We start from the raw sequence: 14,282 nt of genomic DNA, 5'->3' as shown, positions 1-14,282 counted from the left end.
TATTTTTTTTTCAATTCAATCTATCGCAATGATAATTCGAATATTATTAAGGTTCAAAAATAGAAAAAGCCTGCATTTATTGAAAATGCAGGCTTCATATAGCTCTTGTTTATAAAGGTTCTATTATTAGAACGATTCCGTCTAAAGCGACAATCTTAATTTCGGTTCCAGATGGAATATCTTGACTGGCCTTTGCTGACCAAGAAGAGTCACCGAACTTAATTCGACAGCTACCTTTCTTTACGTCTTCACTTAAAATAACGGTTTGACCTACCAATTGCTTTTCTCTTTGGTTTAACTCTCGCCCTGCATCCGATTGCTTGTCATTCGAGAGTTGTCTTCTCCACCACAACCAAGTGGTAATAAGAGAGAAGCTAGCAAAGGACAGCCATTGCATCTGCCAACCAATTGGTAATGCTCCTAATAGGGCACCGACCAGCATGGCAGATATGCCTATCCATAAAAAGTAACCAGCGGTTCCAATTAGCTCAAGCGCTAACAATGCTAGACCAAACGCTAACCAATGCCAGTGGTTTACTTGTTCTAGTAATTCGACCATAAGTTAGTCCTTACTACCTTTGTCATTCTTATGTGCAAACATCTCCGCGATACCCGCTACAGAACCCATAAGGCCAGTTGCTTCGAGTGGTAGCATGATGATCTTGCCGTTTTCAGCTTGGCCTATAGATTTCAATGCGTCGGTGTAACCTTGTGCAATGAAGTAATTGACCGCTTGCATGTCACCTTGAGCAATTGCCGTTGATACCATTTCTGTCGCTTTAGCTTCTGCTTCTGCGGCACGCTCACGGGCTTCTGCTTGCAATATTGCCGCTTGCTTCTCACCTTCTGCTTTCAGGATCTCTGATTGCTTGTGGCCTTCTGCTTTCAAGATCTCAGCTTGTCGTACACCTTCTGCTTCTAAGATATCAGCACGTTTATTACGCTCGGCTTTCATCTGGGCATTCATCGCAGCAGTAAGGTCTGCTGGTGGCTGTACGTCTTTAATTTCGATACGGGTGACTTTTACGCCCCAAGGGTTTGTCGCTTCATCAACGATGTTCAGTAGCTTGGTATTGATCATGTCACGCTGACTCAGCATCTCATCCAGTTCCATCGAGCCAAGCACAGTACGGATATTGGTGAGGGTTAAGTTACGGATCGCATGTTCAAGGTCATTCACTTCATAAGCTGCCTTAGGCGCGTCGATAACTTGAACAAAACAAACCGCATCGATAACCACATTTGCATTATCTTTGGAGATGACTTCTTGTGCTGGGATGTCGAGAACACGCTCCATCATGCTGATGCGCTGTCCAACTTTATCAATAAATGGAATGATTAAGTTAAGACCCGGTTTAAGGGTGTGTGTGTATCGCCCGAAGCGTTCAACGGTCCAGTTGTTGCCTTGTGGAACGGTTTTTACGCCAGCGAAGATAAATAACAGTGCGACGGCAGTAAAGACGCCGATAGTAATCAAGGTATCAATAGGCATACAAAATCCTTTGCAAGTTTGAGTTTTTGATAGTTCAGTATTGATACTGGCTCATATTTAAATTCTGAGCAAATTTATAAACGAGAAATGGGCCATAAATCATTGATTTTATGGCCCATTTTACATTATATTATGCGATAAACTAATTGATTGAATTGTCAATTTTCGATGTTTAATCTACGGCTTTTTAGGTTTAACTAGTAAAGCAGAGAGTACAGTTGTCGACGGTACTTACTGGCAACTGGGTTACCTTGTCCAAGCGCACTCAAGATGTCCATGAACTCTTTCTTCATGTCACCATCGAGAGCATTAAGATCTTTGGCTAGGAAAGACCATAATAGATCCATAGCTTCTTCACTGCGGTTCACTTGGTGATATTGCAATGCTAATTCAGATGCTGTTTTAGCGTCGCTCGGATTTTGCTGAAGAGCTGCTTCTAATGCTTGTATTTCAGGGCTGTCTGCTGCTTGTTTATGAAGTTCAAGCTTTGCAACTAAGCCTTTGTAGTAGTTGTCTTGGTACTCAAGAGGGATAGTTGCTAGCTGAGTTTCAGCAAGGTCAAATTGTTGCGTTTCTAACAAACACTCTGCGATCGCCAGTTTTACTTCACCTTTATTCGTCAGCTCTGCTGGAAGTTGCTGCATTGCTGCTAGTGCCTGTGTGTGCTCGCCAGCTTGCATTTGCTCAAGAGCCTGACGCAAAGCAAGTTCATCTTGGCTAGGAAGGTGTTTGCTGAGCATATCGACAATAGCTTCTATGCTTTGAGGGCCACCGAGCCCATCGACTGGCTGACCATTAACAAACAGTGCAATAGTGGGCAGTGCTTGAACACCAAACTGGCTAGCAATAGCTTGCTCTTGTTCGCAATTGAGCAGGGCTAAGGTGAAGGCACCGTTGTATTGCTGAGTTAAAGTTTGCAGTTCAGGAATGACTTGGGCGCTCTCTTGGCTCATTGGTGCCCAAAAATGGATGAGTACAGGGGTCTGCATCGAACCTTCTAATACTTGACGAAAGTTCTGCTCATTAAGTTCAACAATATGCGGAGATTGCATTTACGTTCCTTGAGGTTTGTTTTGTGGATACGTTGCAAATATGGGGGGATTAGTCGGTAACTTCAAGATCTAACTCGGTTATCTCGGATAAAAAGAACCAAAAATAGAAAAACGCTATGCTTCGATGTTGATATAATTGTTATCTCAACATGGAAGGCATAGCGTTATCATCGAGGTAGTCAGTGAGGCGTTGCGTGAGATACTCAAAACAGAATAAACAACGTAATCGCCAGACCCACACCTACCCAATTAAGGCGGTTTAAAGTCATGAGATTTCCAGAGTAGAACCATCAATTGGGAATAACTGATGGGATAGGATAATCATGACATCTTATTGTTACGGAAAAATTACATCGTTACATTAAAGTTTGCGACTCTGCATTCAAAGTTAGTAATTTATGCAGCTTTTCTCAAAATAGGGTCTAGCAAGCGACTCGGTAGAATCCTTTTCAATACCGCGAACACTTTAGTCGGGGTCGTAACTCGGTATCTTAGCTTGGGTTTGTCGGCGGTGAGAGCATGGAATACCGGCTCAATACAACTTTCTGGAGGCAGGACAAAAGCGTTATTCGATGATTCTTTTTCGAGTCGATCTTTTTGTTGTTGGTAAGCGTCTTGGTGGGCGCTGCCAGAAATGTTGATCCATTTATTGAACGCTTTCAAGGCATTGGTTCTAAATTGAGTCTCAATTGGCCCTGGTTGCAGTAATGAGATCTGTATACCGCTGCCATGCAGTTCTAATCGTAAGGTATCTGTCCAACCCTCAATCGCGAATTTAGAAGCATTATAAGCACCACGATACTTCATGGCTGCAAAACCTAATACGGAACTGTTTTGTACGATTCGACCTTCGCCACGCTCGCGCATGTGCGGAAGGATCTGACAGACGAGATGATGCCAACCAAAGAAGTTGGTTTCGAATTGTTCTCTGAGTCCTTGGGTCGGTAAGTCTTCTAGTGCCCCTGCTTGACCGTAAGCACCGTTATTGAATAATCCATACAATCCAATAGGTGCGAGATCAATAGCAAGCTTGGCGCCATGCTCAATACTTTCTTGGTTGGAAAGATCTAATTGAATACAGGTGAGGCCTTCATCTTGAAGGCGTTGAACATCTTGTGGATCACGACAAGATGCAATGACATGAAAACCACGCTTTTGAAGTGCATGAGCACATGTATAGCCAATACCTGTTGAGCAACCGGTAATCAGAATCGACTTGTTCACACTTAATCCTTTATTAGAGTCTCTATCGCTCTAGGGTAAAGAATTAGTCTTGATGTTGTAACAAGTTTTTTAGTGCTGGCTCGATTCTTGAGTAACTAAAGATGAATCCCATCTCAGTGAGTTTCTTCGGCTTGGAGCGAATGCTGTCAAATAGCAAACAAGATGATTCCCCCATGAGAATCGACATTGCCCATTTCGGCGTGAATAAGAAATGCGGTCGGCCTAATTGTTTCGCTAACGTGCTGCTGAACAGTTTGTTGGTCACAGGGTGAGGGGCACACATATTGAATTCCCCTTGAGCGTGAGGGATAGACAACAAGTGATTGATGGCTCTCACCATATCGAGAATGTGAATCCATGGCATGTACTGGTCACCTGAACCTAGTGGACCACCGACGCCGAGTTTATAAGGCAATAGCATCTTCTTGAGTGCGCCGCCATTCTCGCCAAGTACAACCCCTGTTCGCAGTAGTATCACGCGTGTGCTTTCTGATTGTGCTCTCTTGGCTATCTCTTCCCAGTGGGCACAGACTTTATGAGGAAAGCTTTCATCTTCTACTTGCAGTGACTCGTCAAATGGGTGCTGCTGTTGATCGCCATAGTAGCCGACGGCTGAACCGCTAATAAAAGCGTGTGGCGGGTTGTTACTGGCATGAATTAATTCGACCAGCTTTTCAGTGATGTGCCAGCGACTGTTACAGATCCTCTCTTTTTGCTCTGTACTCCAACGCTTATCGGCAATCGGTTCACCCGCGAGGTTGACCACCACATCAAAGTCATTGAGATCACTGAGCTCATCAAGGGATTGAATGTAATGAAGGTTGTTCTGGTTGAGGTGATTTAGGTTTTGCTTCGCATTTTCAGGACTCCGCGTCAGCAATGTCACGTCGTCAGTGTTCCAACTCTTGACCAATTCAGAGCCAATAAATCCAGTACCACCCGTTAACAATATCTTCATACCAATCTCCCTATTAAACATAATTATAGACATGGCTTGTTTTTAGTCGCCAATCAATACGAAAAAATCACTATAACGATCATAAGGTTTCAATCGTGTGATGCCCAAATTACGCCTTTTCCAATTTACAAAGGAGTGAAATTAAATTCATCAAGTCAGGATGTGTACCGTCATCACACTTATGCACTTTACTCGGATATGTTACCAACTGCGTAATATTTGTCACATAAGCAATGATAAGGATTTGCCATGATTATTATTAATTCATAATCAGCGACAAGGAATTGCGATGACGGCGGTGCTTGCTTTGTTTCGATCCATGTTAGGTAGCCTGAGGGATCTATTGCCAATCGTGGCGGTAATCGCTTTCTTCCAGCTTGCTGTCTTACAAGAGCCACTTCCTCATCTTTTATCTATTCTGACTGGCTTAGTGCTCGTCGTTTTTGGACTCACTTTCTTTATCTTTGGCCTTGAAATGGGGTTGTTTCCAATTGGCGAATCGATGGCTCAAGCATTTGCCAGAAAGGGGAGTGTGTTCTGGTTATTGATCTTCGCTTTTTGTTTGGGTTTTGGTACCACCATAGCCGAGCCAGCGTTAACCGCAGTCGCTGCCGAAGCCGCAGAAGTGGCAGCTGAGGGAGGTGTAATCCCCAATACGTTAGATGAAATGGAGCAGTATGCCAATGGCCTGCGCTTTACTGTGGCACTGTCAGTCGGTATCGCTATTTTACTCGGTGTGCTGAGAATCTTAAAAGGTTGGCCAATCCAGTACATGATCATCGGTGGATATATTGGAGTGGTCGTGCTCACTGCATTTGCTCCGGAAAACATCATTGGAATTGCGTATGACTCTGGTGGAGTAACGACATCGACGATCACCGTCCCATTAGTAACTGCGTTAGGGGTGGGTTTAGCCTCGGCAATTAAAGGGCGTAATCCGATGATAGATGGTTTTGGGTTGATCGCGTTTGCTTCGTTGCTGCCGATGATGTTTGTCATGGTGTACGGGATGGTGGTGACATGATCAGTGTTCAACAATTTATCGACACCTTTCTCGGCACTGTGATGGATGTGATCCCGATTGCGATCATCATCTTCGGTTTTCAGTTGGCGGTATTACGAAAGCCAGTCAATAACCTAGCCAAAGTGCTGATCGGTTTCTTCTACGTCATTCTTGGCTTATCACTCTTTTTGATGGGATTGGAACTCGCGTTATTCCCTCTAGGGGAGACGATGGCAATGCAACTCACCGAGCCAAGTTTTTTGACTGAGTTTAAGATCAGTTCTGGTCTTGCTTTGGCTTGGTTTGATTATTACTGGGTCTATCTTTTCGCGTTTTGTATTGGTTTCAGCACCACGATAGCCGAGCCCTCTTTGATTGCTGTAGCGATTAAGGCGAACCAAGTTTCCGGTGGCAGTATCAGCGTCAATGGGCTGAGGATCGCCGTGGCATTGGGCGTTGCTATCGGTATCTCACTGGGCAGCTACCGTATCGTTGCGGGTGACCCGATCCACTACTACATCATTTTTGGTTATGTCGTCGTGGTCATTCAAACCTTTTACGCCCCAAAACTCATTATTCCATTGGCCTACGATTCGGGTGGCGTCACTACATCAACGGTGACAGTCCCTTTAGTGACGGCGCTCGGGCTTGGACTCGCTTCAACCGTACCAGGAAGAAACCCTGTTATTGATGGCTTTGGGTTGATCGCCTTTGCCAGCTTATTTCCCATCATTTCAGTGATGGGCTATGCCCAAATAACACAATGGTTAAACCGTTTACACACCTCTAAGGAGAGCAAAGATGCGCTTTAAACTTATCTTAGCGTTTGTAGAAGAGAGCAAGACCGACACTGTGCTCGATGCCGCGCGTGATGCGGGCGCGACTGGAGCAACGGTGATTAACAACGCCAGAGGGCAAGGCTTAAACCAAAAAACCACCTTCTTTGGCCTAACGCTAGAGGTACAAAAAGATGTGTTGCTGTTTGTGGTTGAGGAACACTTAGCGAGGCATATTCTTGAAACTATTGGCGAAGTCGGTGAGTTTGACCAGGAGTCAGGACAAGGTATAGCGGTGCAGATCGATATCGAAGACGCAGTCGGGGTTGCGCATCAAGTCGAGACGTTAACAAAGGTTGTGGAGGATGAGCTATGAGTACCAGTGAAAAGATCCGAGTAGGCGATGTCATGGCCAATACGTATGTGATTATCGATGGGCTAACCACGGTGTTAGAAGCGATAGAGATGGCTAAAAAGCACAAAGTGAAGGCAATCATTGTCGATAAACGCCACGAAGATGACGAATACGGCATCGTATTGATGAATGACATTGCCAAGAAAGTACTGGCTAAGAACCGATCTCCAAAGCGAACCAATGTTTATGAGATCATGACCAAGCCAGCGCTAAGCGTGTCTGCTGAGATGAACGTAAAGTATTGCGCTCGCCTGTTTGAACGCTTTGGTATCAGTCGTGCGCCAGTAGTTCGTGATAACAAGATAGTCGGTATGGTTAGTTACAATAATATCGTGATCAATGGTATGGCGAGAGATGACGTGTAGCATTTAGATACGTACAATAGGCTCATAAATTTTATGGAGAAGTACGTGTGAAATTATTTTTTGCTTCAGACCTACACGGTTCGCTGCCAGCAACAGAAAAGGTATTAGAACTCTACCAAGCATCTGGTGCGCAATATTTAGTTCTATTGGGTGACATTCTGAATCATGGACCAAGAAATCCGATTCCAGAAGGATACAACCCGCCGGCGGTTGCAGATAAGTTGAATGCGTTTTCTCAAGAGATCATTGCCGTTCGTGGTAACTGCGATAGCGAAGTGGATCAGATGTTGTTGTCTTTTCCAATGATGATGGATTACTCGTGGGTGCTATTAGAATCAGGCCAGCGTATCTTCCTAACGCATGGCCATTTGTACAACACCAATAAACGCCCTGCGTTGAAGGCGGGCGATATCATTGCACACGGTCATACCCATATTCCTGTCGCCGAATACCAAGATGACATCTTTATCTTTAACCCTAGCTCGGTGACATTCCCACGAGAGGGACACGCGGCAAGCTATGGCATCTATGAAAACAATACCTTCAAAGTCATTAGCCTTGAAGGTGATGTTCTCGTGAGTGGTCAGCTTTAAATCATTGGATCGGCTGTGAAAGGCTTATTTTGAGTCCACGTGGCCGAGATCTCTGTCTGGAGCAATGATGTTTCGTACTCTTTGCTTCAGAACTTTCGCCTCTGGAAAACCGTCATCTGCTTTTCTTTCCCAAATCTGCACACCATTACAAAAGATTTCGAACCTGCCTCCTGTGTCTGGGTGTAAGCTCACTTGTTCAATTTCTTCGCTGAAGGTATGCAGTAGCTCTTGGCATAACCAACTAGAGCGAAGCATCCAATTGCATTGACGGCAATAGTGTATCGCGATTGTGGCTTTTGTTGCTGTCTCTTTCGCTGGCGCCAGATTAGGTTGTTCCGTTTTCATGGTTAATCCTTAAAATGCTACATCCGTAATTTGATACCAACGGCTAACAAAAAAGGGGCTTCATGCCCCTTTTTTCTATTGGTTTACCGTTTCATGGTATTCAGCTATTCATAAACAGTAAATAGCGATCCAATCTTAGTTTGAAAACAATACGGTAGAACCATGATTTAAGCTAGTCAGTAGCAGTGCCTTCGGGTTAACAATATCTATGCGGCGGCTTTGCTCTGCGTCCATCTTAATGACTTGAGTGATCAGCTCTAGCTGTTCTTCTGAAAAGTCTTGGCGCTGAGCCGAGGTCACATCTTTAAACTCCGTTGGCGAAACCAGTAAGTAGTTATCGTTAATATCCCACTGACCCGTTTCAGAGATGTTGATGACATTCGCAGGCTCAGTTTGATTACCGTAAAGTCTAACCACTGACATTCTTAAATATGTACCATTTGGTAGGTATTTCGCATTCGATGATAGTTCAACTCTACGAAGTGGGCCGATTGAGTCAGCTTGCTTGTTATCGCTAATCAGCGTCACCATTCTCGACTGCCATTCATGCTGAGTGAGCAAGCGCTCTACTTTTGCATTGCTGCTCCAATATAGCCAACCACTCAAAAATGCCGATAGAACCAGTAAGATAATCGATACTTTTAATTTCATGTTACTTACCACCGTTACAAATGTCGTTTACATCCGACTGGTTTGCGTAAATTCTTAGGGTTACATTTTCGCTCGAGTAATCTTGCGGGTGAATGTAATTGAGGGCAAGGTTATTGGTTTGTCCTCCTGTAGCGATCACTTCAGCCGGCTTTAACACACCAGTGTGACTCGTGTTGTAACTTAATACACACTTTTCTATTGCTGGCAGCCAACTGCTGAGGTCTGGGTGGTTAACAGGTGATTGAACCTTTACACCATCCACTTCAGTCAAAACCGTGAACTCGGACTCCACCGGGGTAGTAAACGTTAAAACGAGAATCGGCATGATGAAAGCGGCAAGCAGTAACCAAAATGTTAACCATTTATTGGTGCTTTTAGCCGGAGCTACAACAGGAGCGGTTGCTGGTTCTACTGCCACTTTAGTTTGTTGAACTTTTGTAATTGGCTCAGGTTCAAATGTGTCAGTGATTGCTTGTTCAGTCGCTGCAGGCGTTGCAAACGTTAGGATAGGTTCAACGTCATTTTCTGCAATTTCAGCGGCTACTGGCTGATCATTTGATGACAGTGGCGCAGAGCGCTCAACGGTCGCAATAAATTGGTAACCGCGCTTCGGTACTGTCTTTACGAATTCAGGAGATTTAGTCGAGTCTTTGAGCATCTTTCTCAGAGTCGATACGGCTTGCGTTAAGCTTGAGTCATCCACCTCAAAGCCTTGGTCTCGCCAAACATACTCATGCAATTCATTACGAGTGATAACTTCATTAGGCCTTTCTGACAGCATCAAGAGAATACGGCTTTCATTGCTACCAAGACGTACGACTTCACCGTCGCTCATTTGATCGACAAGTGAATTGCTGTTTGGGTCGAATACGAACCGTTGTGCGAGAATAAACTTTGTGCCGATATTACTCATTGAATTCTTCTATTTTGGATTGTTTTGGGGGGCGAAATAGACAAATCTCAGGTGAAGTTCCGTTAATTCTTCACCAAATCATGGCTTATTTTATGTTCTTTTATATTTATCAGGCTCAAGGATAATAAAAACAGATAAAAAAAACAGTGTTTTTATGATTTTTGACCTTGAATTTACATTTGTCATCCTCATGTTAATGAACAGAAGAGTGGCATCAAGTGTTACGCCCCTATGATTATTCAACATAAAGTATAGATGTTTTGGAGTAAAAATGAGCGAAACGGCAACGCAAAATAAAGAGACTCGTGGCTTTCAATCTGAAGTAAAACAACTACTTCATCTAATGATTCACTCACTGTATTCAAATAAAGAAATCTTTCTACGTGAGCTGATCTCTAACGCATCTGACGCGGCTGATAAGCTTCGTTTTCAAGCTCTATCGAACGGTGACCTTTACCAAGGTGATGCAGATCTAGGTGTAAAACTTTCTTTCAACGCGGAAGCAAACACGTTAACCATTTCTGATAACGGTATCGGTATGAGCCGCGACAACGTTATTGAGCATTTAGGTACGATTGCTAAGTCAGGCACTGCAGATTTTTTCTCAAAGCTGTCTGAAGACCAAAGCAAAGACTCTCAACTGATTGGTCAATTTGGTGTGGGTTTCTATTCTGCATTCATCGTCGCAGACGCGGTAACGGTTCGCACACGTGCAGCTGGCCTGCCGAACAATGAAGCTGTTCAGTGGCACTCTGCAGGTGAAGGCGATTACACAATCGAAGACATCACTAAAGAGTCTCGTGGTACTGACATCGTTCTGCACATGCGTGAAGACGGTAAAGAGTTCTTAAATGAGTGGCGTCTGCGTGAAGTGATTGGTAAATATTCTGACCACATCGGTATTCCTGTTTCTATCTTCACAGCAGTGAAAGATGACGAAGGTAAAGACACCGAAGAGAAACATTGGGAACAGATCAATAAGGCGCAAGCGCTTTGGACTCGCAACAAATCTGATATCGAGAAAGAAGAGTACCAAGAGTTTTACAAGCACGTATCTCACGACTTTGCTGATCCACTAACCTGGAGCCACAACAAGGTTGAAGGTAAGAACGATTACACAAGCCTGCTTTACATCCCAGCGAAAGCACCTTGGGACATGATGAACCGTGACCACAAGAGTGGCTTGAAACTTTACGTGCAGCGTGTATTCATCATGGATGACGCAGAGCAGTTCATGCCATCTTACATGCGTTTCGTTCGTGGCTTGATTGACTCAAACGATCTGCCATTGAACGTGTCTCGTGAAATCCTGCAAGACAACAAGGTAACTCAGTCTCTTCGTGGCGCATGTACCAAGCGTGTACTGACTATGCTTGAGCGCATGGCGAAGAATGACAATGATAAGTACCTAGAGTTTTGGAAAGAGTTCGGCCTAGTATTGAAAGAAGGCCCGGCTGAAGATATGGCGAACAAAGAGAAGATCGCTGGTCTACTTCGTTTCTCGTCAACGGAAGTGGATTCTGCTGAACAAACCATCAGCCTAGAATCTTACGTTGAGCGCATGAAAGAAGGCCAAGATAAGATTTACTACCTGACAGCAGATAGCTACGCTGCCGCTAAGAACAGCCCACACTTGGAGCAGTTCAAAGCTAAAGGTATTGAAGTGGTTCTAATGTACGATCGTATTGATGAGTACGTAATGAACTACCTGACTGACTTCGACGGTAAACAGTTCCAATCGATCACTAAAGCAGGCTTAGACCTAAGCAAGTTTGAAGGTGAAGAAGAGAAAGAGAAGCAAAAAGAGACAGAAGAAGAGTTCAAATCTGTTGTTGAGCGTACTCAATCTTACCTAGGTGGTCGTGTTAAAGAAGTTCGTACGACCTTCAAGCTAGCAACGACACCTGCGGTTGTTGTGACTGACGACTTCGAAATGGGCACGCAAATGGCGAAGCTTCTTGAAGCTGCGGGTCAAGCGGCACCGGAAGTGAAGTACATCTTCGAGATTAACCCTGAGCACGCACTGGTTAAACAGATGGCTGACGAAGCAGACGAGCAAGCGTTTGGTCGTTGGGTTGAGTTGCTACTTGGTCAAGCGATGCTGGCTGAAAAGGGCTCAATGGAAGATCCGTCACAATTCTTGGGTGCAATCAACGAGCTACTAACAAAGCGTTAGTCTTTCGACTTTAGGTTAAGCCAACAATTACAATAAAAAGCTCGCAAATGCGGGCTTTTTTTTATGAACGTCGTTGAAAATTGACCTAACGTGGTCAACGTCACCGTTATCGTCACAACAAATGTTGTCGATGCATTCTTTAGTCGTAAATTCAGCCAAATTGAATATTAATGTGATAGAATGCTCGACCTAATCAGCTGGGGCTAGGAAGCTACTATCTCCAGTTGTATGATTTTTAAACGTTATACCGAAACTTACCGTTTTGCTTCTGTTCACAGTTTTGCTTAGCCTCAATGGTTACTTAACGCTTTCTGTTCATCCTAAAAATGAGCAAGAATGGAGGGATAGTGAGCTTCGGTATAAATCATAATTTTATAAGAGGATTAAACATGCGCATCATTCTTCTAGGTGCTCCTGGCGCGGGTAAAGGTACTCAAGCTAACTTCATCATGAACAAATTTGGTATCCCTCAAATTTCAACTGGTGACATGCTACGTGCTGCTATCAAAGCGGGTACTGAGCTTGGTAAGCAAGCAAAATCAGTAATCGACGCTGGTCAGCTAGTTTCTGATGAAATTATCCTTGGTCTTATCAAAGAGCGTATCGCTCAAGATGACTGTGAGAAAGGTTTCCTACTAGACGGTTTCCCACGCACAATCCCACAAGCTGATGGCCTAAAAGAAATGGGCATCGCTGTTGATTACGTTGTTGAATTTGACGTAGCTGACGATGTGATTGTTGAGCGTATGGCTGGTCGTCGTGCTCACCTTCCTTCTGGTCGTACATACCACACTGTGTACAATCCGCCTAAAGAAGAAGGTAAAGATGACGTAACGGGTGAAGACCTAGTGGTACGTGATGACGACAAAGAAGAAACAGTTCGTGCACGTCTAGGTGTATACCACGATCAAACAGCTCCGCTAATCTCTTACTACGGTAAAGAAGCTGAAGCAGGTAACACTCAGTACCTTAAGTTTGACGGTACTAAGCAAGTTGCTGAAGTTAGTGCAGAACTTGAGAAAGCACTAGCATAATTGGCTAACAGCCAGTTTTAGAATTTGATATATTGGAAGCGACCTTAAGGGTCGCTTTTTTTGTTTCAATTTTTAGTACGATACCAATCTATATAACTTGATTGCACATGATTCAGAACGGTTCAGACCCGACGGCAGTGGCTAGCAATTGAGAGTGGATGTTGTGTATCTCATATGAAGAATGATTATTCAGACTTTCATTGAGGCGCAATGATATTAAACTTATGCAGATTAGTATATTACTTTCCAGAAAATCACATATTGGTCTCAGGTATCTATGGAAAATAATAAAAAGCAGGGCGTTTTACTGGTGAACTTAGGAACGCCAGATGCGGCGACCCCCGCTGGCGTTCGTCGATTTTTGAGTGAATTCTTACACGACAAGCGAGTTGTAAACCTAACGCGTTGGCTTTGGTGTCCTATATTACATGGCGTGATTTTACCGATTCGCTCGCCTAAAGTTGCTAAGCTGTATCAGTCTGTCTGGATGGATGAGGGCTCACCACTGCTTGTGTACTCTCAAAGACAAGCTGAAAAGCTCCAGAAAAAACTAGAGATGCCTGTTGCACTGGGTATGACCTATGGCAACCCAAGCCTAAAGACTGGTGTTGAGCAACTGATGGAGCAGGGCGTTGAGGACATCATCGTACTGCCTCTGTATCCGCAGTACTCTGGCACAACCACAGCGGCGGTTTCTGATGGTTTGACCAAAGCCTTTAAGCAGATGCCAGTTATCCCGAGCTATCGCTTTATTCGCGACTACTACGCGCACCCAAGCTATGCAAAAGCATTGGCTGAAAGCGTCCGCAGTCATTGGGATAAAAATGGCAGAGCCGATCATTTAGTGTGTTCTTTCCACGGTATTCCGAAGCGACTGGCTGATGAAGGCGATATCTACCCTCAGCATTGTGAAGCGACAACAAAGCTGCTTGCGGCAGAGTTAGGTTTGTTAGCGGACGATATCACCATGACATACCAATCGCGATTTGGTCGAGAAGAGTGGTTGAAGCCATACACTGACGAGACACTTGAGTCACTGCCGAGTAAAGGCATCAAGAAGATCGATATCATGGCGCCTGCATTCTCGGTGGATTGCTTGGAAACATTGGAAGAGATTTCAGACCAGTGTAAAGAGACTTTCATCGAAGCTGGTGGCTCAGACTTTAGCTACATTATGTGTCTTAACGATAGAGACTCACATATCGACATGATGGCTGAACTGGTAGCGCTTCATCGCTAATTGATGTGTCGATTGAATAGATAACAAAAGGGCTGCTCATTGAGC

16 protein-coding genes are annotated in these 14,282 nt (G+C 44.2%); 8 read left to right on the top strand and 8 right to left on the bottom strand.

The features are described 5' to 3' along the window. Window positions 1–109 precede the first annotated feature (109 nt). The 5 genes from AB4517_RS16645 to AB4517_RS16625 form a co-directional block, all read right to left on the bottom strand. Window positions 110–559 (bottom strand): NfeD family protein, encoded by a 450-nt coding sequence (locus AB4517_RS16645; RefSeq protein WP_017061926.1) that lies wholly within the window; start codon window positions 557–559, stop codon window positions 110–112. Between the two features lie 3 nt (window positions 560–562). Then, window positions 563–1,492, bottom strand: a complete 930-nt coding sequence (locus tag AB4517_RS16640) for an SPFH domain-containing protein (protein WP_017063395.1) — start codon at window positions 1,490–1,492, stop codon at window positions 563–565. A 197-nt stretch (window positions 1,493–1,689) separates the two neighbouring features. Further along, the gene (locus AB4517_RS16635; RefSeq protein ID WP_017061924.1) at window positions 1,690–2,544 is read right to left on the bottom strand and encodes a co-chaperone YbbN; all 855 of its coding nucleotides are present in this window, start codon (window positions 2,542–2,544) and stop codon (window positions 1,690–1,692) included. A gap of 396 nt (window positions 2,545–2,940) precedes the next feature. Continuing rightward, complete coding sequence (locus AB4517_RS16630) at window positions 2,941–3,768, bottom strand: SDR family oxidoreductase (protein WP_372148813.1); 828 nt, start codon at window positions 3,766–3,768, stop codon at window positions 2,941–2,943. Window positions 3,769–3,811: 43 nt separating this feature from the next. Then, entirely contained in the window at window positions 3,812–4,726 is a 915-nt protein-coding gene (locus AB4517_RS16625) for a TIGR01777 family oxidoreductase (protein ID WP_017061922.1), read from the bottom strand. 289 nt (window positions 4,727–5,015) lie between these two features. Between AB4517_RS16625 and AB4517_RS16620 the strand changes: the two genes are divergently transcribed. The 5 genes from AB4517_RS16620 to yfcE are packed head-to-tail and all read left to right on the top strand — an operon-like array spanning window position 5,016 to window position 7,878. Further along, window positions 5,016–5,750, top strand: a complete 735-nt coding sequence (locus AB4517_RS16620; protein WP_017072437.1) for a DUF1538 domain-containing protein — start codon at window positions 5,016–5,018, stop codon at window positions 5,748–5,750. Continuing rightward, window positions 5,747–6,541 (top strand): DUF1538 domain-containing protein, encoded by a 795-nt coding sequence (locus AB4517_RS16615; RefSeq protein ID WP_017062208.1) that lies wholly within the window; start codon window positions 5,747–5,749, stop codon window positions 6,539–6,541. Before AB4517_RS16620 ends, AB4517_RS16615 begins: the two co-directional genes overlap by 4 nt. After that, on the top strand, window positions 6,531–6,881 hold the full coding sequence (locus AB4517_RS16610; RefSeq protein ID WP_017062207.1) for a P-II family nitrogen regulator: 351 nt from the start codon (window positions 6,531–6,533) through the stop codon (window positions 6,879–6,881). Before AB4517_RS16615 ends, AB4517_RS16610 begins: the two co-directional genes overlap by 11 nt. Further along, a complete protein-coding gene (locus tag AB4517_RS16605) occupies window positions 6,878–7,285 on the top strand; it encodes a CBS domain-containing protein (RefSeq protein ID WP_017062206.1) in 408 nt (135 codons plus the stop codon). The genes AB4517_RS16610 and AB4517_RS16605 overlap by 4 nt, the downstream gene beginning before the upstream one ends. 47 nt (window positions 7,286–7,332) lie before the next feature. Continuing rightward, the gene (yfcE, locus tag AB4517_RS16600; RefSeq protein WP_017068995.1) at window positions 7,333–7,878 is read left to right on the top strand and encodes a phosphodiesterase; all 546 of its coding nucleotides are present in this window, start codon (window positions 7,333–7,335) and stop codon (window positions 7,876–7,878) included. Window positions 7,879–7,902: 24 nt separating this feature from the next. Here yfcE and AB4517_RS16595 read toward each other — a convergent pair whose 3' ends face one another. From AB4517_RS16595 to AB4517_RS16585, 3 genes are all read right to left on the bottom strand, one after another. Next, a complete protein-coding gene (locus AB4517_RS16595; RefSeq protein WP_017062204.1) occupies window positions 7,903–8,223 on the bottom strand; it encodes a SelT/SelW/SelH family protein in 321 nt (106 codons plus the stop codon). Between the two features lie 135 nt (window positions 8,224–8,358). After that, window positions 8,359–8,874, bottom strand: coding sequence for a regulatory protein ToxS (locus AB4517_RS16590; RefSeq protein ID WP_017063402.1), 516 nt, complete (start codon window positions 8,872–8,874; stop codon window positions 8,359–8,361). Between the two features lies 1 nt (window position 8,875). Continuing rightward, a complete protein-coding gene (locus AB4517_RS16585; RefSeq protein ID WP_017063403.1) occupies window positions 8,876–9,787 on the bottom strand; it encodes a transcriptional regulator in 912 nt (303 codons plus the stop codon). A gap of 271 nt (window positions 9,788–10,058) precedes the next feature. Here AB4517_RS16585 and htpG point away from each other — a divergent pair, with 271 nt between their 5' ends. The 3 genes from htpG to hemH all read left to right on the top strand — a co-directional run bounded on the left by htpG (window position 10,059) and on the right by hemH (window position 14,237). After that, window positions 10,059–11,963, top strand: coding sequence for a molecular chaperone HtpG (gene htpG / locus AB4517_RS16580; RefSeq protein WP_017062201.1), 1,905 nt, complete (start codon window positions 10,059–10,061; stop codon window positions 11,961–11,963). Window positions 11,964–12,352: 389 nt separating this feature from the next. Further along, entirely contained in the window at window positions 12,353–12,997 is a 645-nt protein-coding gene (adk, locus tag AB4517_RS16575; protein ID WP_017062200.1) for an adenylate kinase, read from the top strand. A gap of 277 nt (window positions 12,998–13,274) precedes the next feature. Further along, the gene (gene hemH / locus AB4517_RS16570; protein ID WP_372130452.1) at window positions 13,275–14,237 is read left to right on the top strand and encodes a ferrochelatase; all 963 of its coding nucleotides are present in this window, start codon (window positions 13,275–13,277) and stop codon (window positions 14,235–14,237) included. Window positions 14,238–14,282 lie beyond the last annotated feature (45 nt).

It is taken from the genome of Vibrio sp. 10N.222.52.C3 (genome assembly GCF_041474195.1).
Lineage (GTDB): Bacteria > Pseudomonadota > Gammaproteobacteria > Enterobacterales > Vibrionaceae > Vibrio > Vibrio crassostreae_C.
Note: the sequence above shows the minus strand (reverse complement) of the source record. Positions and strands in the feature narration are given on the sequence as shown.

What these genes read in the sequence shown, in the direction of transcription:
- AB4517_RS16645 (WP_017061926.1), bottom strand. Translation starts at nt 559, where the DNA reads ATGGTCGAATTACTAGAACAAGTAAACCACTGGCATTGGTTAGCGTTT.
- AB4517_RS16640 (WP_017063395.1), bottom strand. Translation starts at nt 1,492, where the DNA reads ATGCCTATTGATACCTTGATTACTATCGGCGTCTTTACTGCCGTCGCA.
- AB4517_RS16635 (WP_017061924.1), bottom strand. Translation starts at nt 2,544, where the DNA reads ATGCAATCTCCGCATATTGTTGAACTTAATGAGCAGAACTTTCGTCAA.
- AB4517_RS16625 (WP_017061922.1), bottom strand. Translation starts at nt 4,726, where the DNA reads ATGAAGATATTGTTAACGGGTGGTACTGGATTTATTGGCTCTGAATTG.
- AB4517_RS16620 (WP_017072437.1), top strand. Translation starts at nt 5,016, where the DNA reads ATGACGGCGGTGCTTGCTTTGTTTCGATCCATGTTAGGTAGCCTGAGG.
- AB4517_RS16615 (WP_017062208.1), top strand. Translation starts at nt 5,747, where the DNA reads ATGATCAGTGTTCAACAATTTATCGACACCTTTCTCGGCACTGTGATG.
- AB4517_RS16610 (WP_017062207.1), top strand. Translation starts at nt 6,531, where the DNA reads ATGCGCTTTAAACTTATCTTAGCGTTTGTAGAAGAGAGCAAGACCGAC.
- AB4517_RS16605 (WP_017062206.1), top strand. Translation starts at nt 6,878, where the DNA reads ATGAGTACCAGTGAAAAGATCCGAGTAGGCGATGTCATGGCCAATACG.
- AB4517_RS16595 (WP_017062204.1), bottom strand. Translation starts at nt 8,223, where the DNA reads ATGAAAACGGAACAACCTAATCTGGCGCCAGCGAAAGAGACAGCAACA.
- AB4517_RS16590 (WP_017063402.1), bottom strand. Translation starts at nt 8,874, where the DNA reads ATGAAATTAAAAGTATCGATTATCTTACTGGTTCTATCGGCATTTTTG.
- AB4517_RS16585 (WP_017063403.1), bottom strand. Translation starts at nt 9,787, where the DNA reads ATGAGTAATATCGGCACAAAGTTTATTCTCGCACAACGGTTCGTATTC.
- htpG (WP_017062201.1), top strand. Translation starts at nt 10,059, where the DNA reads ATGAGCGAAACGGCAACGCAAAATAAAGAGACTCGTGGCTTTCAATCT.
- adk (WP_017062200.1), top strand. Translation starts at nt 12,353, where the DNA reads ATGCGCATCATTCTTCTAGGTGCTCCTGGCGCGGGTAAAGGTACTCAA.
- hemH (WP_372130452.1), top strand. Translation starts at nt 13,275, where the DNA reads ATGGAAAATAATAAAAAGCAGGGCGTTTTACTGGTGAACTTAGGAACG.